This is a genomic window from Candidatus Didemnitutus sp. (assembly GCA_019634575.1).
Classification (GTDB): domain Bacteria; phylum Verrucomicrobiota; class Verrucomicrobiia; order Opitutales; family Opitutaceae; genus Didemnitutus.
In genome coordinates, this window is the sequence record JAHCAY010000001.1 from 1,978,815 (window position 1) to 1,998,980 (window position 20,166).

The following is a 20,166-nucleotide window of genomic DNA, read 5'->3' on the forward strand; positions in this document are numbered from 1 at the left end:
CCGAGCAGAACGTGCGTGTGGTCCAGTGATTTCATTCGTGTGAATTCGTGTCCATTCGTGGTTAAAACACGCCGGCGGCGAAGCCCCACAGGAGCACGGTGCCGAGCAGGAACCAGTAGACGTAGGCGTGGATGCTGCCGACGTGCAGCGCGCGCACGCCGAGGCCGACGAGGCCGACCAGGCCCGCGCAACCGCGGATGATCAGGCCGGCGAGGAAGATCTGCTCGAGGAAGTTGATCAGCATCGCGAAGCGCTGCTGCACCTTCGCCACGTAGTAGTCGTAGACCTTGTCGAAGGATTCCTTGAGCGCCGTGAGCGCGCGGAACAGGCCGCCGACCTTCGACTCGAGCGCGTCGGTCTTGGCCGTCGGGTAGAAGAGCCAGGCCGCGCCGGCGCCGAGGATCATGACGGCGAGCGAGGTGCCGAGGATGATCACGTGCGCGGAGTGATCATGATGCGCATCGGGGACGAGACCCATGATCGGGCCGGCGATCTTGCCGAAAATCTGCGGATAACCGCCCGAGATCGAGAGGCCGGCGAGCAGCATGAGCGGGAGCGTCATGACGAGACTGCTCTCGTGCGCGTGCTTGGCGTGGTCGGAACGCGCTTCGCCGAAGAACACGATCTTCCACATGCGGATCATATAGAACGACGTCAGGATCGCGGTGAACGCGAGGGCGACGAAGATCACGGTGTTTTGTGAGAAGGCGAGGTAGAGGATCGCGTCCTTGGAGAAGAAGCCCGCAAAGAACGGGAAACCGATGATCGCGAGCACGCCGAGCGTGAAGGTCAGGAAGGTGATCGGCATGCTCTTCCGCAGTCCGCCCATCTGGAAGATGTCCTGCTCGTGGTGGCAGCCGTGGATGACGGAGCCGGAACCGAGGAAGAGCAGCGCCTTGAAGAAGGCGTGAGTCGTGAGGTGGAACATCGCGGCGCCGACGCCGGCGGCGATGACGACCTCGTGGACCTTGCCGCCCATCTCGTGCGACGTCACGAGCGAGCCGAGGCCGAAGGCCGCGACCATGTAGCCGAGTTGCGAGAGCGTGGAGTAAGCGAGGACCTTCTTGATGTCGCGCTGCACGACGGCGCAGAGCGCGGCGTAGACCGCCGTGACCGTGCCGATGGCCGCGATGACGTTCAGCGCCTCGGGCACCATCAGGAAATTGATCCGGCACAGCATGTAGATACCGGCGGCGACCATCGTCGCGGCGTGGATGAGCGCGGAGACCGGCGTCGGGCCTTCCATCGCGTCCGGGAGCCAGACGTGCAGCGGCATCTGCGCGGACTTGCCCATCGCGCCGCAGAAGAGGAGCAGCGGAATGGCAGCCGAGATCGCGTAGCCGTGCGAGCCGGCCTTGAAGGCGAGGTCGTTGAGGTTGGTCGTGCCGAAGAGCCAGTAGGTCGCGACGATGCCGAGCAGGAAGCCGAAGTCGCCGACGCGGTTGACGATGAAGGCCTTCTTCGAGGCGTCGGCCGCGGACTGCTTCTCGTGGTAATGGTTGATGAGCAGCCAGGAGCTGAAACCGACGAGCTCCCAGAAGATGAAGATCATGAACAGCGAGTCGGCGACGACGATGCCGAGCATCGAGAACATGAAGACCGACAGGCCGCCGAAGAAGCGGGCGCGCGCCGCGTCGTCGTGCATGTAGCCCATCGAGAAGACGTGGATGAGGAAGCCGACGAACCCGACGACGAAGAGCATCAGCCGCGCGAGCGCATCGATCTTGAAGCCGAGCGAGATCGAGAAATTGCCGAAGCGCAGCCACTCGAGCGAGGCGTTCACGTCGGTGCCGTTGAACACGAACTGGAGCGACAGCGCGCAGATGATGGCGGCGGCGGCGACGGAGACCCATTGGGCGAGCGCGCCCTGACGCCGCAGGAACAGCGCGATCAGCGTCGCGGACGCGAGCGGCGTGAGGAGCAGAAGGAGAGCGGACTGAACGGGTGACATGTCAGTTCTTGAGCGCGGACAGTTCCTCCACCTGCACCGTGTGGCGCTTGCGGAAGAGGGCGACGATGATGGCGAGGCCGACGGCGACCTCGGCCGCCGCGATCGTGAGGATGAAGAAAACGAAGACCGAACCGTCGAGCGTGCCGTTGAAGCGCGAGAACGCGACGAGCGCGAGGGTCGAGGCGAGCAGCATGAGCTCGAGGCACATGTAGATCACGAGCGTGTTCTTGCGGAGCAGCACGCCGATGAAGCCGATGACGAACAGCAGCAGGCTGATCAGGATGTAGGCGTTGAGACCGATAGCGGCGGGAGCTTCACCGTCGAGCATGAGGTATCCAAGCAACGGATTCATTTGGCGTCCTCCACGGGAGCGAATTTCTTCGAGAGCACGATGACGCCGAGCATGGCGATCAGGAGCATGAAGCCGACGACCTGCACCGGCAGGAGGTAGGTGGTGAAAAGTTGTTCGGCGTAGTTCTTCAGCGTCGGCGCCGGCCCGACCGGCGCAGCGGACGAGAGCATCACGCGGTGCGAGAGCGAATAGACGCCGAGGAGCAGCAGCGCACCGCCGACGGTCGAGGCGAGGATGCTGAGCTTCTTGAAGGGCTTCAGGCTCTCCGGTCGCGTATCGAGCAGCATGATGATGAAGAGGAACAGCGCCACGACCGCGCCCGCATAGACGAGCAGGAGCACGAAGGCCAGCAGCGCGGCGTCGAGCATGACGAAGAGCCCGGCCATGCCGACGAGCGAGAGCAGCAGGAACATCGCGCCGTTCACCGGGTTCTTGTTCACCACCACGAGCGCCGCGCACACGACGGTCAGGAAGGCGAAGATGTAGAAGAGCAGGTTGGCCATGGCTTAGTGGTGGGCGTTGCCGCGCTGTTCGGCGGCCTTCTTCTTGTCCCACTTGAAATGTTGGTCGGGCAACGTGCCGCCGAGTTCGTAGAGACGTTCCTTGTTGTTGACCATCTCCTCGCGCGTGTAGCCGGACATCGAGTATTGGTTCTGCAGCCAGATCGCCTCCTCGGGGCAGACTTCCTGACACAGGCCGCAATAGATGCAGCGGAGCATGTCGATGTCGAAGGCCTTGGGGCCCTTCTCGACGTGCGCGTTCGCGGCGTCGGCCGGAATCTCACCCGGCGTGATGCGGATGGCCTTGGGCGGGCAGACGAATTCGCAGAGCTGGCACGAGACGCACTTCTCGCGGCCGTGCGGGTCCTTCACCAGCGTGGGCACGCCACGGTAGCCGGGCGGGATGGCGGGACGCTGCTCCGGATACTCCATCGTCACGTTCGGCGCGAAGAAGTGCTTGAGCGTGGTCTTCATGCCCGCGAGGACCTGCGGGATGTAGAGGCGCTCGGAGAGCGAGAGAGGTTTGCGTTCGACGACGTAAGCCATGCGCGGAAAGGGTCAGAGGGCGGTCCGGGATTGCGGACGGAGGATGGCGAAGAGCGCCACGATCGTCGCGGCGGCGAGCGCGACCCACGCCCAGACGGCGAGTTGGAGTTCGATGATGGCGATGGCGGCCGCGTAGAACAGCAGGTTGCCGATCGCGAGCGGGAGCAGCTTTTGCCAGCCGAGCCTCATCACCTGATCGTAACGGAAGCGCGGCACAGTCCAGCGGACCCACATGAACACGAAGATGAAGAACAGCACCTTCGTCAGGAAGACGACGATCGAGGCGATGCCGAAAATGAACGGGTTCGAGGCAACGCCCATCCAGCCCAGCACCTTCTCGAGCGGCAGCCACGGCAGCGGATTCCAGCCACCGAGGAACAGCAGCACGAACACGCCGGAGCCGACGATCATGTGCGCGTATTCGGCGACGAAGAACAGACCCCACTTGAACGCGCCGTATTCGGTGTGGAAACCGCCGACGAGGTCGGCTTCGCCTTCGGCCATGTCAAACGGCAGGCGGTTCGTCTCCGCGAAGAGCGAGACGAGGAACACGACCGCCGAGACCGGCATCAGGAAGAAGAACCACATGCCGCCGAGGAAGCTCGTGCCGCTCTGGAACTGGACGACGTTGAAGAGGCTGAGCGAACCGTTCGTGCCGGGCGCGTTGATCCAGAGGAAAACCGGCAGCACGGAGAGCGTCATCGAGAGCTCGTAGGAGATGAGCTGCGCCGAGGCGCGGATGCCGCCGAGGAAAGGATACTTCGAGTTCGAGGCCCAGCCGGCGATGATGAGCGAGTAGACACCGAGCGAGGAGACGGCGAACACCGCGAGGATACCGACGTCGAGATTGGCGAGCACGAGCGGGACGAGTTCGCCCTGGCCGTTCAGGTAGGCGCCGAACGGCACGGCGGTGACCGTCGTCAGCGCCGGGATCATCGCGAGGATCGGCGCGGCGACGAAATAGAACTTGTTCACGTGGCCGGGCAGCGCGTCTTCCTTGAAGAGCATCTTCAGGCCGTCGGCCATGAGGTGGAACACGCCGAGGCGCTGGAGGAACGGTCCGAGCACGGGCACCCAGCGGAACCAGATCGGGATCGCGCGGTTCGGGCCGGGGCGGCCCTGCATCGCGGCGGAGATCTTGCGCTCCGCGAGCGAGCCGATGCCGCCAAGCGGGAAAATCACGAGCACCACCGCGATGCCCTTGAGAAAGAGCTGCACGGCCGGGTGGAGGTTTTGCCAGAATTCAACCATGGCGCATCAGGCGTTGGCGGCCGCGGGGACGGCGGCGGGTTTGAAGTGGAGCGTCTCACCCTCGACGAAGGGCAGGCCGGCCCAGGCGGCGCTGTCGAGCACGGCGCCGGTCGCTGGAAGCTTGGCGTAGCTGAGGCCGGCAAGCACGGGAGCCTCGGCGGCGAGCGTGGACCAGAGGCCGGTGAGATCGGACGGCAGCGCGCCGGCGCCGGCAGACGCGGCGAGATTGGCCAGCGTGACGAGATCGTCGGCGAGACCTTCGGGGCCAGGGACGGCCTTGGTGAACTTCTGCAGACGGAACTGCTGGTTCACGAAGGTGCCGGACTTCTCGAAAACGGTGAGCGTCGGGAGGACGACCTTCGCGGCCGCGCTCGTGGCGTTCTTGTGCGTGCCGAGGTAGATAACGGAGACCTTCGCGAGCTGCGCGGCGGTGAGGTCGGCGGCGGCGAGGTCCTCGTTGATCGCGACGACGGTCTTCACCTTGCCGGCATCGATGTCGGCAGCGAGCGACGTGAGCTGCTGCGACGGGAGCGCGGAGATGAGGCCGGTGACGAGCGCGCCGCGGACGTTCGGGTTGCGGTCGGCGGAGAGCAGGATGCCGTCGCCCTTCCCCACCCGGCTGACGAGCGCGACCGGCGCCTTGAGCGCGGCGGCGAGTTTCTTGGTGAGGAATTGCTCTTCAACCGAGCTGCGGCCGGAGCCGACGATCCGCACTTCGCCAGAGGCTCCGGCGGACAGGCTGGCACGCAGGAGGTCCGACGCGGCCTTCATCGCCATGTCGTAGGCCGAGGTGCCGCCGTTAATCGCGGCGACGAGGAGACGGTCTTCGCTGCGCACCTGCTTGTAGAGGAGACGGCCGGAGTCGGTCATCCACGTGTCGTTCACGGCGTCGTTCTGGCGCGGCGTGATACGGTAGATGACGCCTTCGCGGGACCAGACGACGGTGTTGGCGCCGACAGAGGACTCGGTGTCGATGCTCGGGGTTTCCTTGAGGAACCACACGCGCATCTTGAAGCGGAAGTCGGTCGAGGTGAGCGCGCCGACGGGGCAGATGTCGACGGTGTTGAGCGAGTAGTTGTTCTCGAGCTTCTTGCCCGGGTAGCACGTGAGCGTGCTGTAGCTGCCGCGATCGATGAAGCCGAGGACGTCGTCCTTCGCGACCTCCTTCGAGAAGCGGATGCAGCGCGAGCAGAGGATGCAGCGCTCGTCGTCGAGCGTGACGCGCGGCCCGAGCTGGGTGCGCTTGGGCTTCACGTTCTTGTTCTCGACGAAGCGCGAGTAGCCGCGGCCGTAGGCGGTGGAATGTTCCTGGAGTTTGCACTCGCCGGCCTGGTCGCAGATCGGGCAGTCGAGCGGGTGATTGATGAGCAGGAACTCGGTCACGCCCTCGCGGCACTCCTTCACCATCGGGGAGTTCGTGCGGATGTGGAGGCCCGGCATCGCGTTGGTGGCGCAACCGATCTGGGCGCGCGGCATCCAGTTGACCTTCTGCTTGCCGCTGGCCGGATCCATGATCGGCGCCTTGGTGGCGGGATCGACGGCCGGCAGGCCCATTTCGATGAGGCACATGCGGCAGTTGCCGACGACGCTCAACTTCGGGTGGTAGCAGTAGTGCGGGATCTCGATGCCGAGGAGCTTGGCAGCCTCGATGACGTTCGTGCCCTTCGGCACGGCGATGTCCTTGCCGTCGATGTTGACGGTGACGAGGTCGGCGGGTTTGGCGGGAACGGAAGACATCTCGGGAGTTCTTTTTAAACGCGAAGGCGCAAAGTCGCGAAGGTTGGGCGGCGTTGGATTTCTTGGTTCGGTGCTTGGCGTCTTGGCGACTTGGCGTTGAGAAAAATCAGACGATCGGGAGCGCGTCGGCGGGCTTGGTTTTGCGCGCTTCGGGATAGGCTTTGAATTCGTCGCTGAACTTCTGGACGAAGCTCTGCGTCGGCCACGAGCAGGCTTCGCCCATCGCGCAGATGGTGCGGCCGGCGATCTGGTCGGCGACGTTCTTGAGCAACTCGCCGTCGTTGGTGCGGCCGTGGCCGTCGACCATGCGCGCGGTGATCTTCTTCATCCAGAGCGAGCCTTCGCGGCAGGGCGTGCACTGGCCGCAGCTCTCGTGGGCGTAGAAGGCATTCAGGTTGCCGAGCGCTTCGACCATGTTGACGGAGTCGTCCATCACGATCACGCCGCCCGAGCCGCCCATCGTGCCGGCGGCGGCGAGCGTGTCGAAGTCGAGCGGGAGATCCTCGACGCTCAGCTCGAGCATCGAGCCGTCCTTCTGCTTCAGCTTAAATTTCTCGCCGAAGCGGAGCACCTTGGCGGAGGAACCGCCGGGGATGACGGCCTTGAATTTCCGCCCGGGGAGCGGGCCGCCGCAGACCTCGTTGAGGAGCTGGCCCATCGTGATCTTGCCGGTCTCGAATTCGTAGTAACCCGGTTTCTGCACGTGGCCGGAGACGCAGAAGATGCGCGTGCCGGTGTTGTTGGGCGTGCCGATCTTGGCGTAGTTGTCGCCGCCCATGTCCACGATGTGCTTCACGTGGCAGAGCGTCTCGACGTTGTTCACGATCGTCGGGCACTGGTAGAGGCCGAGGACGGCGGGGAAATACGGGGGCTTGATGCGCGGATACGGGCGCTTGCCCTCGAGCGACTCGATCAGGCCGGTCTCCTCGCCGCAGATGTAGGCGCCGGCGCCGCGGTGGACGTAGATCTCGCAGGAATAGCCGGTGCCGAGGATGTTGGGGCCGACGAAATTCGCCGCGCGGGCCTCGGCGATGGCCTTTTCGAGGATCCGCGCGCCGATCGGCATCTCGCCTCGAATGTAGATGTAGGCCTGCTTCACGTTGTTCGCGAAGCACGTGATCATGATGCCCTCGATCAGCTGGTGCGGATCCTGGTGCATGATGTAGCGGTCCTTGAACGTGCCGGGCTCGGACTCGTCCGCATTGACGACCAGGTAGATGGGCTTGCCGCTCTTGCGGTCGACGAGCGACCACTTCACGCCGGCGGGGAAGCCGGCGCCGCCGCGGCCGCGCAGACCGGACTTTTTGACCTCGTCGATCAGCTCGGCCGCCGGGCGCGTCACGGCGCGCTTCAGCACCTCGTAGCCGCCGTGCTTCACGTAGCAGGCGAGGTCGTTGGTGTAGCCGGGCTCGTCGATGTGAGCGAAAATCAGGCGGCGTTGTTGCGGAGCGGGCATGTGGAAAGTGGCGGAAAAATCAGTCGCGGTGCGGGCGATAGACGCCGTTGGCGAGCGGCGTGAGGCCGTCGACGGAGCGGTTGTATTCGTAAACCCAGGCGCGGACTTTGCGGGACTTGCCGAGGCGCACGAGACGTTGGCGGCGGAGATATTCGGAGTCGTCGGGCGACTCGAGGTCGCAGTCTTCGTAGCGGTCGAGGCGCGCGAGGACCGACTCGTCTTTCAATTCGAAGAGCTCGCCCTTCACCGTGCCCTTCGCCTTCGCGGTGCGCACGACGCCGGGATGCTGACCGACGAGGTAGAGCGCGGCGCCGGGGAGTTCGGCCGCGCCGAGGAACTCGGAATTCGCGCGGAGGAAGCGCGCCATTTCGTGCGCGCCGCCGGAGCGGAGCGTGCCGTAGACGAAGAGCTTCGGGCGTGCAGTGCTCATTTGTCGTCGATCACGATCTCGATGCCGCCGGTCCAGCGCGCGGCCAGGTTGTAGATCATCGCGAGCAGCACGCCGACGAGGAAGCCGCCGACCAAGTGGATGAAAGGCATGAACAGCGCCGCGCCGCCGGCGAAGAGCCACGGAATGCCCATGAAGCGCGGGAGCAGGTTCGTGTCCCACGTCGCAGCCGCCCCCAGCGAGAGCAGCAGGATCGGCGCGGTGATCATCCCGATGACTCCATTGATGAGTCCGAGAACGATCCCGAAGCGGATCGGCGGCACTTGCATGAGGCGAATTTTCTTCATTTGCCCTGCTTGGCCTCCGTGCGGATCTGGTCCGCAAGTTGTTTCACTTTGGCGTCGTCGACCTTCTCGTGGAGATGGTCGTCGATCATCACGACCGGCGCCGTGCCGCACGAGGCAAGGCACTCGACGAACTCGATCGTGACTTCGCCGTCGGGCGAGATCTCGCCGCGATGCGTGTCGAATTCCTTCTCGAAGCGTTCGCACACCTTGTAGCCGCCCATGATGGCGCAGGAGAGCGTGCGGCAGACCTTGATGTGGCGACGGCCGATCGGCTTGCGGCGGAACATCGGGTAGAACGTGACCACTTCGTAGACGTTGATCGGCTGCAGCTCCAGCTTGGCGGCGACCCATTCGATGGCCGCGTCGGAGATGTAGCCGGCGTCCTCCTGGATGAGATGCAACAGCGGCAGCGTGGCGCTGCGCTTCACCGGGTAATGGGTGATGACCTCGTCGATCTTGGCGAAAGTTTCGGGCTTCAGATTCATCAGCGCGGAAATCAGCGATCGCACTCGCCCATGACGAAGTCGAGCGAGCCGAGGATGGAGACGACGTCGGAGATCAGGCAGCCGACGCAAATTTTCGGAAGGATGGAGAGCGTGGAGAACGACGGGCCGTGGATGCGCAGGCGATACGGCACGCCGCCGCCTTTCGAGACGACGTAGAAGCCAAGGATGCCCTTCGGATTCTCGTGCTCGAAATACGCTTCGCCGGCCGGCATCTGCGGGCCTTCGGTCACGATCATGAAGTTGTTGATCAGCTCCTCCATCGAGGTGAGCACCTTGTCCTTGCGCGGGGCAAAGATGCGGCGCGCCTCGGGTGCGTAGTAGTCGCCGGCGGGGAATTTTTTGATCACCTGCTTGATGATGCGGACGGACTGCTTCATCTCCTCGCCGCGGACGAGGTAACGGTCGTAGCAATCGCCCTTCGAGCCGATCGGGACGTCGAATTCGTATTGGTCGTAGCCCCAATACGGACGATCCTTGCGGAGGTCCATCGCCACGCCGCAGCCGCGGAGATTCGGGCCGCTGAGACCGTAGGAAATCGCGTCCTCCTTCGAGATGACGCCGATGCCGACGGTGCGATCGAGGAATATCTTGTTGCGCGAGAGCAGTGCCAACACCTCGTCGAGGATCGGGAGGAACTGATCGCAGAACGCGTCGACTTCCTCGAGCCAACCTGGCGGAATGTCGCGCGAAACGCCGCCGATACGCGTGTAGCTCGTGGTGAAACGCGCGCCGGTGAGCTTCTCGAACAGGTTGTAGAGCTTCTCGCGTTCGTTGAAGGTATACATGAACACCGTCCATGCGCCGACATCGATGCCGAAGGCGCCGAGGCCGAGGAGGTGCGAGGAAAGGCGCGCCATTTCCGACGTGAGCACGCGGATGGCGTTCACGCGGTCGGGCATCTTCAGGCCGGCGAGCTGCTCGATCGTGTGCGCGAACGTGTGGTTGTTCGCCAGCGGGGCGATGTAGTCCAACCGGTCCGTGTAGGGCACGAACTGGTTGTAAGTCATGTTCTCCGCCAGCTTCTCGTCGCCGCGGTGGAGGTAACCGATGACCGGGTCGGCCTTCGTGACGGTCTCGCCGTCGAGTTCGAACTGCACGCGCAGCACGCCGTGGGTGGACGGGTGCGACGGTCCCATCGAGAGGGACATCTTCTCCGGATCGAATTCCTTGGGGAGATTCGCGGCGGTCTTCGCGTAGGCGTCGGGGAAAGTATGCTCGGTGGCCATCGGGTTAGGCGTTTTCGGGCTTCTCGCGGCGCTCGTTCCAGGACTCGTCCTTGGCGCGCGGCTCGGCATCGCTCATCGGCTCGCCGGGCGTGGCGACGAACGGACCGCCGGCCATCGGCGCGGCGATCGTGCCGACTTTGACCTCGGCGGCGATCTCGGCGTCGGGGAGATCCGTCGGGATGCCGGCAAGCGGGAATTCCTTGCGGAGCGGGTGATACGGATAGCCGTCCCACATGAGGATGCGGCGAAGGTCCGGGTGACCTTCGAACTTGATACCCATCAGATCGAAGCACTCGCGCTCGTGCCAGTTGGCGCCAGCCCAGAGGACGGACGTCGTCGGCATGGACGGATTGGCGTCGTCGAGGCAATCGGCCGCGACACGCACCCAGACGTGCTTGGTGCTCGAATAGAGGTGCCAGACCACGGTGAACCGCGGGGATTTTTCGGCGGTCCAGTCGATGGCTGTGAGGTCGGTCAGGTAATCGTAGCCCTGTGTGTCACGGAGGAAACGCAGCACGGCGATCGCGTCGCCCGCGGGGACATTGATCGCGGGATGGTCGGCGCTCGGGCGCGGCGTGGCGGCCGGGAATTGGGCTTGGGCGGCGGAAATGACGTCGGCGTTGGGAGCGGTCATGGGCGCGGCGCTCAGGCGGTAAGCAAGCGGGAAGCCGAACGCTCTTGTCCGACCTTTTTCTGGAGTTTCAGGAGCGCGTCGAGCAGCGCCTCCGGACGCGGCGGGCAACCGCTGACGTAGACGTCGACCGGGATGATGCGGTCCACACCCTGCAGCGTCGCGTAACTGCGATACATGCCGCCGGTCGAAGCGCAGGCGCCCATGGCGATCACCCATTTCGGCGCGGCCATCTGGTCGTAAATGCGGCGGACCTGCGGGGCCATCTTGTAGGTGACCGTGCCGGCCACGATCATGCAGTCGGCCTGTCGGGGAGAAAAGCGCATGACCTCCGCGCCGAAGCGCGCGATGTCGAACCGGCTGCCGCCCGACGCCATGAGTTCGATGGCGCAGCAGGCGAGCCCCATGGGCATCGGCCACATGGAATTGTTGCGGATCCAGTTGATCGCCGAGTCCAGCGTCGTGGGCACGACGTTGCCCTCGATCTTGCTGTCGTAACTCAGGTCTGTGTTGGGAGAAACCATGACGGTAAGCGCGTAGAAAAAAATGCACCGCACCCTACCAACCGACCTTCGACGGGCAAGGCCGTTTTGGTAAAACTGCCCGTGCATTAGCGTGTCATGCTGTAAGAAGGAATTCCCGTTCTGCTTCGCGGAATTCGGCCGTCAGCCGAATGGGGTCGGACGGAAATGGCGGCGACCACCGGGGACAGTCGTCCTGCGACCGCCAAACGGAGCGATCGCAACGTGCCGAAGCCACGGAATTCGCCGTTAACGAGGCTCGGTTCCGGCAAAATGCCCCAGAATCATCCGCCCGCTTCTTGCCCCGCTCGGTTAATCGCCTCCGACCATGATGACCACCACTCGGCTGGCAAAGTAGAGAAATACAACGCCGCAGCTGGCTTCGAAACCGAACAGGAGCCTCGGCATCCACGCCAACGGGAGGGGCCTTTGGTCGATGCGCCGGAAAAAAAGCCGACCGAGGGCGGAAACGTTGATTAGATTCTCCACGAATCGAAACAGCGCCTCGAGGCTGAGCTCGAGCGCACCGACACTGAGCGAGAAACCGTCACTTCGATTTTTGCGAATCTCCGCGGCCGACATACGCAGGAAGTCTCCATCCGCGGAGAGCAAAAACTCGCGACCGTCCGGCCGCAACCGATACCAGCCGAACCAATCCGGACGACGCCAGAGCAGCAGGGCGAAAATTCCGCCGAACCCGAACACCGTCAGCGCCGACACCCCCAAGAGTTGAAGCGGGCTCGTGTCGTATCGAGAAAGCGCGCGGTGCAGGTTGAGCCTGAGTCGCTCGAGCGTGACATCGCTTCCCGGCAGCGACAGGAGTTTGCGGCGGGCTTCTTGGGATCGCTCCCGGAACGCGAGGTATTCCCGAAGGTAACCTTCCTCCCGATACCTTCGCGCCAGCGCGCGATAGATGCTCTCGGCTTGGGCATACTTGCCGGCGACTTCTGACCGGACCCCCTCCCGTCCGTTTTGGATCAGCGTTTGGTCGGCCTCCAACTCTTCGCCGATGTGGAATCCATTGTCCCGCCACGAAACGTAGGTCATGTCGGTATTCGCGACGTCGAGGTCGCCGAACGTCGTCGCCCCAAAAACGGTGCGAATGAACCTGAGGCGGCCCTTAAAGCGGGCTGATTGCAGCTTCGCCCTCACCAGAACCGCGTCGGTGAAAGTGACGTCTGTGAGCGTGGAGCCACGCCATTCGACTCCGCTGAGATTCGCGCTCGTGAAATCCGCTGCGGTGAGATCGGAGTCGATGAAGCTGGCATCCGAGAGCTGGCATTGGCTGAACACCGCGCCGGTGAGCACCGTGCCGTGAAATTTGACTCCAGACAAATTCATCGAGGAATCAAATCGTGCTGATTCCATAGTGCACTGGCGGAAAAGCGTCCCCGCCGAGCAACTGACGCGGAGCAGGAACGCGTGGGCGATGTTGCACTCCGAAAAATCCGCCCCCAGGAGATGGGCGTCGTCAAAGATGGCGGACTGCAAGACTACCTTGGAGAAACGGGCGTGGCGCAAAAGGGTGCGACCGAAGTTCGACCCGGCGAGATCGAGGTCGGAAAAACGGGCGTAATCCGCACACAGCCGCGAAAAATTCACTGGGCCAGTCAATTCGCCACGTTTGATCTCCAAACCCCGCACGTCGAACCACCGCTCGCCTCCGATCAGCCGGCTCGGCACGAGGCTTTCCAGTCGGCGATCACGATCCGCTTGGCGAAGTGCGTCGACGACGGCCAGCCGCCGGGCCTCGTCCAAGACGGGAAGCCCGTCGACGGAATATACCGGTCCTACGAGAAAAGCATCCGTGGGGAACGTGTCCGGACTGGCAGCTGAAACCTTTACCGCGAGAAAAAACAGGAAGACTGCGCCCGTCGATTTCATACGGGCACAAACTCCTCGATGAAGATCACCGGCCGTCCACCCAACGTGATGACACGTGCACGCTGGATGACGTGCACCGTGCCGCCGGCGCCAAAAATCCGGCCCAAGCGGTCGCTAATGCGCTCGCGATACCACAGGTGGCGATTGCCAACGTCGTGCTCGTGATCTCGCACGATTCTTCCGATCGTTCGCTCCCGGGCCATGAGCGCTTCGTTTGAAGATGGGCTGAGCAATGAGGTAGCGATCCACGAACGCGCGAAGAGGATCGTCCGCGGCCGCCCGTCCTCGGACACGGAAATCGTGATGTCCCGCTGGAGCAGCGGAGCGCTCGAGGGTTTCAACCCGAGTTCCTGCCACAGTTCATCAGGAAACATATACGGCTCGCCCTGATAAAGAACCTCCGGACGGACATCGCTGGAGTAATTTTTCGCGATCGCCTCGGTGACGTAATCGGACGCGAGCACCGCGCGGCGGCGTTCGTCGCGAACGAGAATCACGATACCCTTCATCCGCCGCGGAGATTTCTGGCGGATGATTTCCTTCAGATCACCGTCCCAGAACACGAAACGCCGACGAAGAAGGTGCATCGCCGTATTCGACGCCCAACCGATCACCGCGATGAGAAAAAGACCGGCGAAAAGGCGCTCAGGCTCCTTGCCCGACTCTCCGTAGTAGCGCAGATACCAGCCAATGCCGCCCGATCCCGGATAAAACACCTCGACCGTGACCGTGAGCAGGAAGCCGATAGCGCAGCCGACCTCGAGCCCCGTCAAGATGCTCGGCAGAGCCCAAAGGAAAAGCACCCACCACCGGCGATACCATTCGAGCCACATGAAGCGCAGGCTATCGTGAACCTCGTGCCGAAGCGCGCCGACGCCTTTCAAGGTATACACAAGAATCGGCCACGTGGTGCCGAACACCACGACAAACATCTGCGAGCCCAAGCCGTATCCGAGCAACGGCGCGATCACCGGCCATACCGCGGCACTCGGCAGGCTGCGCAGCACGTTCACGATCGGCTGGCCGACGGCGCGCAGCGGACGAGAAATGCTGAGGAGAAAACCTATTGCTACTCCAAACACGCTGGCCACCGCAAATCCGCACGCGAACCGCAGCAGGGTGCGGCCCAGATGCGGCAGCAGCGTCAAGCGGGCGTTTTGATCACCTTCGGCATTTGCCGGAAACTGGAAATCATGAATCAGGGCGAAACCGACGTCAGTCGGTCGCGACCACGAGTAAACATCCACTACCCCTCTTGACGCCGCCAGCTCCCACATCGCCAGCAGCAACAGCACGGCGAACGCGAGGACCGTATACGGGTGACGCTGAATGTAACGAGATATTTTCATAGCGCGATCCAGTCTTCGATCGCTTTGCGCAAGACGATCGGGTTGCAATCGGCCGGATTCCACGAGCGGTATTGGGGCGGCCCGTAGCTGTTTTTGACGCCGACGACACGATTCGCGAGTCTCACGGCGCCCTCGATGTCGTGGGTGACAAAGAGAAGCGAAAGGCCATGCTCATCGCGCAAAGCTTGGAGCAGGTCGCCGATCCCGGGGCGAAGCGTCGGGTCGAGATTGGCGAACGGCTCATCCATGAAAAGAATGGCCGGGCGCTTGATCAACGCGCGGCAAATGGCGACTCGCTGCTGCTGGCCACCGCTCAGGCGGAGCACATTCATGTCCGCGGCCTCGCTGATACCGCACCGCTGCATCAGGCGGTCGGCATGCGCTTCCTCTTCGGCCGACACGCCGGACTCCTGCACTGCAAGCAGGATGTTTTCCTTCGTTGATTTGGCCGGATGGAGTCCTTCCCTGAAATGTTGCGGGACGTAGGAAAAATTCCTCCGAGGCTCCTCCACCTCAGCACCGTCAAATGTCACGCGACCCCGGATCTGGTGCCCGAGCCGTATGTCCTCCGCGAGTTCCGCTTGCAGCAGCCCGCAGCAGAGTCGCAAGATCGTGGTTTTGCCCCCGCCGGACTCCCCCACCACGGCGACGAACTCGCGATCGCGGACTTCCAGACTGCACTGATGCACCACCGGAGGCTCCGCCGCCGTATACCAGAAAGAAAGCTGATCGACCTTGAGCATGGCGGCTAGGAGTCGCGGTCGAGAATGTCGGCGGGGCTGGACTCCTGCTCTATGAAGCCGAGATGCGCCATCTCGCGGATCAGTTCGCGCAGCGAATGCTCCGAAAGCGACGGCTCGAATGCCGGCATGCCGATGACCGGCAGATCGCTCTTCAGGATTCGCGTATAGGAACCGATTATCTGCCTGGTTTCAGCGTCGTTCTTGCGGATGAATTCGTCGGCTCGTGCGAAGGCACGTTGGAAGCGTTGCGACACCTCATGGTTGCGCGCCAACCAAGCGCGGGTGACTGCATAGGTGGCCACCGGTGTCTCCTTGGAGACCTCGAGATATTGCCGCGCGATGAGCTGTGTGCGGCCGGCGCGCAGAGTCGGCTCAATGAAGGGCTCCACTTCGGAAATAACCTCCACGTCCCCGCGCTCCAACGCCGAGACCATATCCGGAAAAGCCATCGGCATGATCGTCAGTCGATTGCTGGGCATGCCCTTCTTCTCCAAGAACCGGCGGAGCATGATCTCCTCAATATTGCGCGTGGTATTTAGCGCGACCTTGGCCTCGCCCTTGGCGATTTTCTCGAGCGACACCGCCGCGCCACGACGGGAAAGCAGCGCATGATTCGTGAAGCCGGAGCGCTCGTAACTCGCTCCGGCAAGACTGACGAGGGAATCAGGGTGCCGCCGAGGACGCTTGGAATTCAGGATGACTAGGGAGGCGACGTTGGCGAAGCCGATCTCCAAGCTGCCCGACTGCACTGCCGGCAGGATCACCGCGCCACCACTCATTGGTTCCAACACGACTTCCAAGCCTTCCTGTTCGAAATATTTCTTGGTAATGCCGACATACAGATGAGCGCATTCCGCAATCGGGATGTAGCCGACCCGGACCTTCGTAAGAACGACGGGCTTGGAAATGTCGCTATAAGCGTCCTTCGGTTCAGTTCGTTTAAGCACCGCGAACAAAATCGCGATGGCGATGAGAGCGCAGCCGAGTCCGACAAGAAGCCGAACGGAAATTCCGGCTGCCCGAGCATGGGTAGTTTTCATGGCGAGACGACTCGTGCTGATCAGTCACCACGTGACAGTTTGCCGCGCGTAAGCGATGCGGCACGGGCCTAGGGGGGTATTGGAAAATCGGCCGTGGCCCCGGCTCGAGAGAGCCCCACGAAGAACTCCTGCACGACCAAGCTCAACTCCAATAATGGATATTGAACGCCATCACCTCGGTCGACGGAGCCAGTTCGCTGCAATAAACTAATTGTGCGCTCGCTGCGCTGCGCGGCGCCGTGCCGCGAGCCGCTGCCGGTTCCCGGTTCGCATGCGCTGACCGCTCAGCTCCCACCGCGTCCGAGGCCACTGGCGGAGAGGGGGGGATTCGAACACTCCGGCCAAAATTCGCAAACACCGGGTGAGGAAGCACGTTCTGGGTCCCCTACTCAGGCTTCCTCACACCTAGCCTCACAATCCTTTGGCGTGGTCTGTCCCGAGCTGTCGCACGTGGTGGCTGTGTGGCCGAAGCTCTCTGAAGTCCAAAAACAGGCCATCCTATCGTTACTCAAGCCCCTTCATTCGGTCTCTTGAGTTGAAGCGACTCTAGGAAGCACCCGGCGGCAATCTCTTCGATTTCCCTATGGTCGAAAAAGCGGTCAATGAGATTCGACGCGGAAAGCAAAAACGATTGCCGCAGGTGACGCGTCCTAACCTCCAAGTGTGCCAGAAAGACCTCTAGGTCCGACTCAGCAACAGGGCCCGCGGGGAACCGCAAGGAAGCCATTTTGCCGCTCCATCCGCAGCTTTTGGCCGAATTCAAGGCTGCGAGGCCTGCCGCAACGGCTGACGCTACGGCAGTATTCCATCGGTGCGCTAATGCGGACAGACGTATCCGGCGCGACATACGCGTGGCCGAAATTGACCGCGTCGACGGGATGGGGCGAAAGCTCTGCTTTCACTCGCTGCGATACACCTTCGCAACGAAGCTCGCTTGTGGCGGCGTCTCGCAACGTCTGGCCCAGGAACTCATGCGCCACAGCGATCCGCGCCTGACGGCCAACGTCTACACGGATTTCGCCAGACTCCCGACCTTCGCGGCGGTGGCGGGCCTTTCGTGGCACGACAAGAGCGAGAATGTGCCGGCGGCACCTCTCACACAGCCCTCACAACTGGACTCACAAAGCCCAGACTTGGGCGGTCAAAACCTGTCACGGTCTGTCGCAAATCGGGCGACGATTTCTCCGAGCGAACCAGTTGCTAGCCAAGCAACTTGTCTTCCGTTGTCACCATCTGGCATGAGATTTCCAACGGGGTTTGAGAAAATCACGAATCAGGGCGGATCAGGGCGAAATATCCCGAAACCCTCGGGAGGCGGTGAGTTGGAAAAAAATCAGGCCGCTAGCCCGATTTCCAGTCAGTTTAGGAACAATCCGCGGCCTTCGGCGCGGGCAGCTTTCCCTCCGCATCGAGCTTCTTCACGACCTCGCGAACGACAAACATCGCGGCCTGGTCCACCACGACCTTGATCGTTTTCTTGGCGGTAGCCCGAAGAACGATTTCCATCGCGGCCTTCTCGGATGGCGCCGCTTTAATCTGCCGCCGCAGCTCCGCGAGTTCGTGTCTCGTGAACTTCAGATCGGACGCACGCGGAGTGATCTTCTTCGATGCGGGCATGACTCAATCGAAGTAAGCAAACATCGAAGCCATCGGGTAACGCCGCTGCCGAGCCTCTGGCGTCAAAACGCGGATAGCGCTGGGCGGCTCCTGATCATCGATCGGCTCGAACCACGCGTAGCCCGGTTCTGCATCGCCGCGCATCAGCTGCCAGCGGCCGAGATCGTGGTTGTGCCGGTAGTAGGAAGGAGGCGTGGCTGGGGGCGGCATTTGGGGCATGGCTCAATCTTTTTTCGACACGTCTGAGGTGATCGCATTTGCCTCAATGGGGGTGGCCTCGATCTTCGGCAATTGTTCGACCGGCAGGTCACGAAGCCAATCGGCTCGACTTTTAAGTCGGGCGATCTCTTCCAGGGAACGCTCGGTTTGCGGAGGCTTCATGATGTGGATATTCTCGCCGGTTACAGGAGTCTTGCAAGGGACATTCAGAGCAGCCGCATTTGCGCTTTCTCGGCCATTTTCCGGCCCTTCTGGCGCGCCAGGCGGTTCGCCTTCTCGCGGAGCGTCTCGGAGCGCCGCTGGGCTACCAATTCGGGCAAGGACGGGCCTTGCGGCACGCGGCGCAGTAGCTGGTTGAAGACGTCGGACACGGCGGCGCCGGCATCCATCGCGTCTTCCCTGATCTCTTCGGCGTTCAGCCCGACGTAGCGCTCGACGGAGGCTTTGAAGTAGGGCCAGAAATCGCGGACCTTCCCGTCCCGCTGCGCTTTCCCGATCGCGTCGAGCATCCCCTTGATCCGGTCGGACAACCGCTTGCCGTCGAGCATCCAGCCGCGCTTCCAGAGATCGACGATCATCGGCTCGATCTGCATCCGGCATTGCTCGATGCGGCGCTCCTTCATGGCGCCGGCCCATGCCCAATCGAGACGAGCGGCCAGCTCCTTCCGCAGCCAGGTGTCGAACTTCACCAGGCGCTCGGCCGGGTCTTGGTCGCGGCCGAACCAGGCGCGCTAGGCCGCGTCGCGGTCGGCCCGGTCGTCGAGTTCCTTCCGGCGGTCGAGACGCTCGTCGAGAAAGGTTCCGTCCTGGCTCATCCCTCGAAAACCTTTCCAGAGTGCCAGACGCGGACCTTGCGGAGAGCGTCCCGGATTTGTGCCTTCGCCGAGCTGAGCCGGGCGTTCTTGAAATGCTCGATCTCGTCCGGCGTCGCGTTCCGGATGTATTTGTATCCGATCGTCCCGATCCGCCCGATCACGAAATCGCTCGCGCTGGCTACGCGGCGCACCTTGCGGTCGTCCCATTGCAACGCGGCCTCGAGCGTCGAGCTGGCGACCCAGCCAGTCTTGTCGCGCAGTTGCTCGATCAGAAGGCGTTCGTCCGCGCGCGGATCGCGGCGAGTGCGCACCTGGCGGAACATGAGGCCGAGCTGCTCCATAGTCAGAACGGGTCGTCGCGTTCGGCCGGCCCCTTCGGTCCCAGCCGGTTGACCAGAATGCCGTGGATTACGCCGAGACCGGCCTCGTCGAGAGATTCAAACGGCCTGCCGCGAACGCGCTTCGCAAGGGCGTCGAGATAGTTCGACGCGTAGAATTCCGGGTTCACCGCATCCGCGATCTGCGGCAGCCCGCCGACGAGTTCCCGGCACAGCTCGATCATTCGCGCGCGCCGCAGTTCCGGTTGCTCGATGATGCGAATCTGCGCCTCCAGGTTGTCCGGTTCCAGGATGGCGATGAAGTGGCTCAGCACCTTGTCGAAATCCCGGTTCGTGAAATCCAGCGACGACTTATCGGAGCCGAGCGCCTTCACGTGGATTTGATGGCGACGAGCGTCGGCGTCTTTCGCGGAAAGCCCGCGCTCGCGCAGTAGGCGGCGCACCTTGCCCCAGACCAGGCGGTATTTTCTGATCTGAGCGGGATTCATCAGGCGGGAATCGGCGACTCGCCGGTGAGCATGCGCAGCACGGCGTCGCGATCGTCGACGGTGGCGAAGAGCGTAACGTTGCCGGGCAGTGTGAGCGGATGCCAGGTGCCGGTGTTGATCGCCTGCACTTCGATCTGGTTGCGGCGCTCGGCGGCGCGGACAGCGTGACCGTCGCGCAGGATGATCGCGCGGCGCTCCTGCAACCAAGACGGCGTGAAATCCGCGAGGCGCGCGGGAGAAACTTTCATGGTGAGGGGTTGG

The 20,166-nt window shown here is 63.0% G+C and carries 25 protein-coding genes; 1 reads left to right on the forward strand and 24 read right to left on the reverse strand.

What is annotated here, in order from left to right; translation table 11 throughout:
• Nucleotides 1–61: 61 nt before the first annotated feature.
• The 17 genes from KF715_08300 to KF715_08380 all read right to left on the reverse strand — a co-directional run bounded on the left by KF715_08300 (nt 62) and on the right by KF715_08380 (nt 16,428).
• Nucleotides 62–1,951, reverse strand: a complete 1,890-nt coding sequence (locus tag KF715_08300) for an NADH-quinone oxidoreductase subunit L (GenBank protein ID MBX3736674.1) — start codon at nt 1,949–1,951, stop codon at nt 62–64.
• 1 nt (nt 1,952) lies between these two features.
• On the reverse strand, nt 1,953–2,279 hold the full coding sequence (gene nuoK, locus KF715_08305) for an NADH-quinone oxidoreductase subunit NuoK (GenBank protein MBX3736675.1): 327 nt from the start codon (nt 2,277–2,279) through the stop codon (nt 1,953–1,955).
• 20 nt (nt 2,280–2,299) lie between these two features.
• Complete coding sequence (locus tag KF715_08310; protein MBX3736676.1) at nt 2,300–2,806, reverse strand: NADH-quinone oxidoreductase subunit J; 507 nt, start codon at nt 2,804–2,806, stop codon at nt 2,300–2,302.
• Between the two features lie 3 nt (nt 2,807–2,809).
• Nucleotides 2,810–3,349, reverse strand: coding sequence for an NADH-quinone oxidoreductase subunit I (locus KF715_08315; GenBank protein MBX3736677.1), 540 nt, complete (start codon nt 3,347–3,349; stop codon nt 2,810–2,812).
• A gap of 12 nt (nt 3,350–3,361) precedes the next feature.
• Complete coding sequence (locus tag KF715_08320) at nt 3,362–4,600, reverse strand: NADH-quinone oxidoreductase subunit H (GenBank protein ID MBX3736678.1); 1,239 nt, start codon at nt 4,598–4,600, stop codon at nt 3,362–3,364.
• Nucleotides 4,601–4,606: 6 nt separating this feature from the next.
• On the reverse strand, nt 4,607–6,337 hold the full coding sequence (locus KF715_08325) for a (2Fe-2S)-binding protein (GenBank protein ID MBX3736679.1): 1,731 nt from the start codon (nt 6,335–6,337) through the stop codon (nt 4,607–4,609).
• A 106-nt stretch (nt 6,338–6,443) separates the two neighbouring features.
• Nucleotides 6,444–7,793: an NADH-quinone oxidoreductase subunit NuoF gene (gene nuoF / locus KF715_08330; GenBank protein ID MBX3736680.1), complete on the reverse strand. Its 1,350-nt coding sequence runs from the start codon at nt 7,791–7,793 to the stop codon at nt 6,444–6,446.
• Between the two features lie 19 nt (nt 7,794–7,812).
• On the reverse strand, nt 7,813–8,223 hold the full coding sequence (locus tag KF715_08335) for a gamma-glutamylcyclotransferase (protein MBX3736681.1): 411 nt from the start codon (nt 8,221–8,223) through the stop codon (nt 7,813–7,815).
• The gene (locus tag KF715_08340) at nt 8,220–8,528 is read right to left on the reverse strand and encodes a hypothetical protein (protein MBX3736682.1); all 309 of its coding nucleotides are present in this window, start codon (nt 8,526–8,528) and stop codon (nt 8,220–8,222) included. Before KF715_08340 ends, KF715_08335 begins: the two co-directional genes overlap by 4 nt.
• On the reverse strand, nt 8,525–9,013 hold the full coding sequence (locus KF715_08345) for an NAD(P)H-dependent oxidoreductase subunit E (GenBank protein MBX3736683.1): 489 nt from the start codon (nt 9,011–9,013) through the stop codon (nt 8,525–8,527). Before KF715_08345 ends, KF715_08340 begins: the two co-directional genes overlap by 4 nt.
• 11 nt (nt 9,014–9,024) lie before the next feature.
• Complete coding sequence (gene nuoD, locus KF715_08350) at nt 9,025–10,260, reverse strand: NADH dehydrogenase (quinone) subunit D (GenBank protein ID MBX3736684.1); 1,236 nt, start codon at nt 10,258–10,260, stop codon at nt 9,025–9,027.
• A 4-nt stretch (nt 10,261–10,264) separates the two neighbouring features.
• Nucleotides 10,265–10,894 carry an NADH-quinone oxidoreductase subunit C gene (locus KF715_08355; protein MBX3736685.1) on the reverse strand — a complete coding sequence of 210 codons (630 nt, stop codon included), beginning with the start codon at nt 10,892–10,894 and terminating at the stop codon, nt 10,265–10,267.
• Nucleotides 10,895–10,905: 11 nt separating this feature from the next.
• Nucleotides 10,906–11,415, reverse strand: coding sequence for an NADH-quinone oxidoreductase subunit NuoB (nuoB, locus tag KF715_08360; GenBank protein ID MBX3736686.1), 510 nt, complete (start codon nt 11,413–11,415; stop codon nt 10,906–10,908).
• Nucleotides 11,416–11,724: 309 nt separating this feature from the next.
• Nucleotides 11,725–13,296 carry a pentapeptide repeat-containing protein gene (locus KF715_08365; GenBank protein ID MBX3736687.1) on the reverse strand — a complete coding sequence of 524 codons (1,572 nt, stop codon included), beginning with the start codon at nt 13,294–13,296 and terminating at the stop codon, nt 11,725–11,727.
• Entirely contained in the window at nt 13,293–14,645 is a 1,353-nt protein-coding gene (locus KF715_08370; protein ID MBX3736688.1) for an ABC transporter permease subunit, read from the reverse strand. The genes KF715_08365 and KF715_08370 overlap by 4 nt, the downstream gene beginning before the upstream one ends.
• Nucleotides 14,642–15,388, reverse strand: a complete 747-nt coding sequence (locus tag KF715_08375) for an ATP-binding cassette domain-containing protein (protein MBX3736689.1) — start codon at nt 15,386–15,388, stop codon at nt 14,642–14,644. Before KF715_08375 ends, KF715_08370 begins: the two co-directional genes overlap by 4 nt.
• 5 nt (nt 15,389–15,393) lie before the next feature.
• The gene (locus KF715_08380) at nt 15,394–16,428 is read right to left on the reverse strand and encodes an ABC transporter substrate-binding protein (protein ID MBX3736690.1); all 1,035 of its coding nucleotides are present in this window, start codon (nt 16,426–16,428) and stop codon (nt 15,394–15,396) included.
• An 851-nt stretch (nt 16,429–17,279) separates the two neighbouring features.
• Here KF715_08380 and KF715_08385 point away from each other — a divergent pair.
• Nucleotides 17,280–17,897, forward strand: coding sequence for a tyrosine-type recombinase/integrase (locus KF715_08385; GenBank protein MBX3736691.1), 618 nt, complete (start codon nt 17,280–17,282; stop codon nt 17,895–17,897).
• Here the strand turns inward: KF715_08385 and KF715_08390 are convergent.
• The 7 genes from KF715_08390 to KF715_08420 form a co-directional block, all read right to left on the reverse strand.
• The gene (locus KF715_08390; GenBank protein ID MBX3736692.1) at nt 17,791–18,045 is read right to left on the reverse strand and encodes a hypothetical protein; all 255 of its coding nucleotides are present in this window, start codon (nt 18,043–18,045) and stop codon (nt 17,791–17,793) included. The genes KF715_08385 and KF715_08390 overlap by 107 nt on opposite strands.
• Nucleotides 18,046–18,048: 3 nt before the next feature.
• Nucleotides 18,049–18,264: a hypothetical protein gene (locus KF715_08395; protein MBX3736693.1), complete on the reverse strand. Its 216-nt coding sequence runs from the start codon at nt 18,262–18,264 to the stop codon at nt 18,049–18,051.
• A 3-nt stretch (nt 18,265–18,267) separates the two neighbouring features.
• Entirely contained in the window at nt 18,268–18,426 is a 159-nt protein-coding gene (locus KF715_08400) for a hypothetical protein (GenBank protein MBX3736694.1), read from the reverse strand.
• 44 nt (nt 18,427–18,470) lie between these two features.
• Nucleotides 18,471–18,887, reverse strand: coding sequence for a hypothetical protein (locus KF715_08405; GenBank protein ID MBX3736695.1), 417 nt, complete (start codon nt 18,885–18,887; stop codon nt 18,471–18,473).
• Nucleotides 18,888–19,075: 188 nt separating this feature from the next.
• A complete protein-coding gene (locus KF715_08410) occupies nt 19,076–19,420 on the reverse strand; it encodes a hypothetical protein (GenBank protein MBX3736696.1) in 345 nt (114 codons plus the stop codon).
• 2 nt (nt 19,421–19,422) lie between these two features.
• Nucleotides 19,423–19,905: a hypothetical protein gene (locus KF715_08415; protein MBX3736697.1), complete on the reverse strand. Its 483-nt coding sequence runs from the start codon at nt 19,903–19,905 to the stop codon at nt 19,423–19,425.
• On the reverse strand, nt 19,905–20,153 hold the full coding sequence (locus KF715_08420; protein MBX3736698.1) for a hypothetical protein: 249 nt from the start codon (nt 20,151–20,153) through the stop codon (nt 19,905–19,907). The genes KF715_08415 and KF715_08420 overlap by 1 nt, the downstream gene beginning before the upstream one ends.
• Nucleotides 20,154–20,166 lie beyond the last annotated feature (13 nt).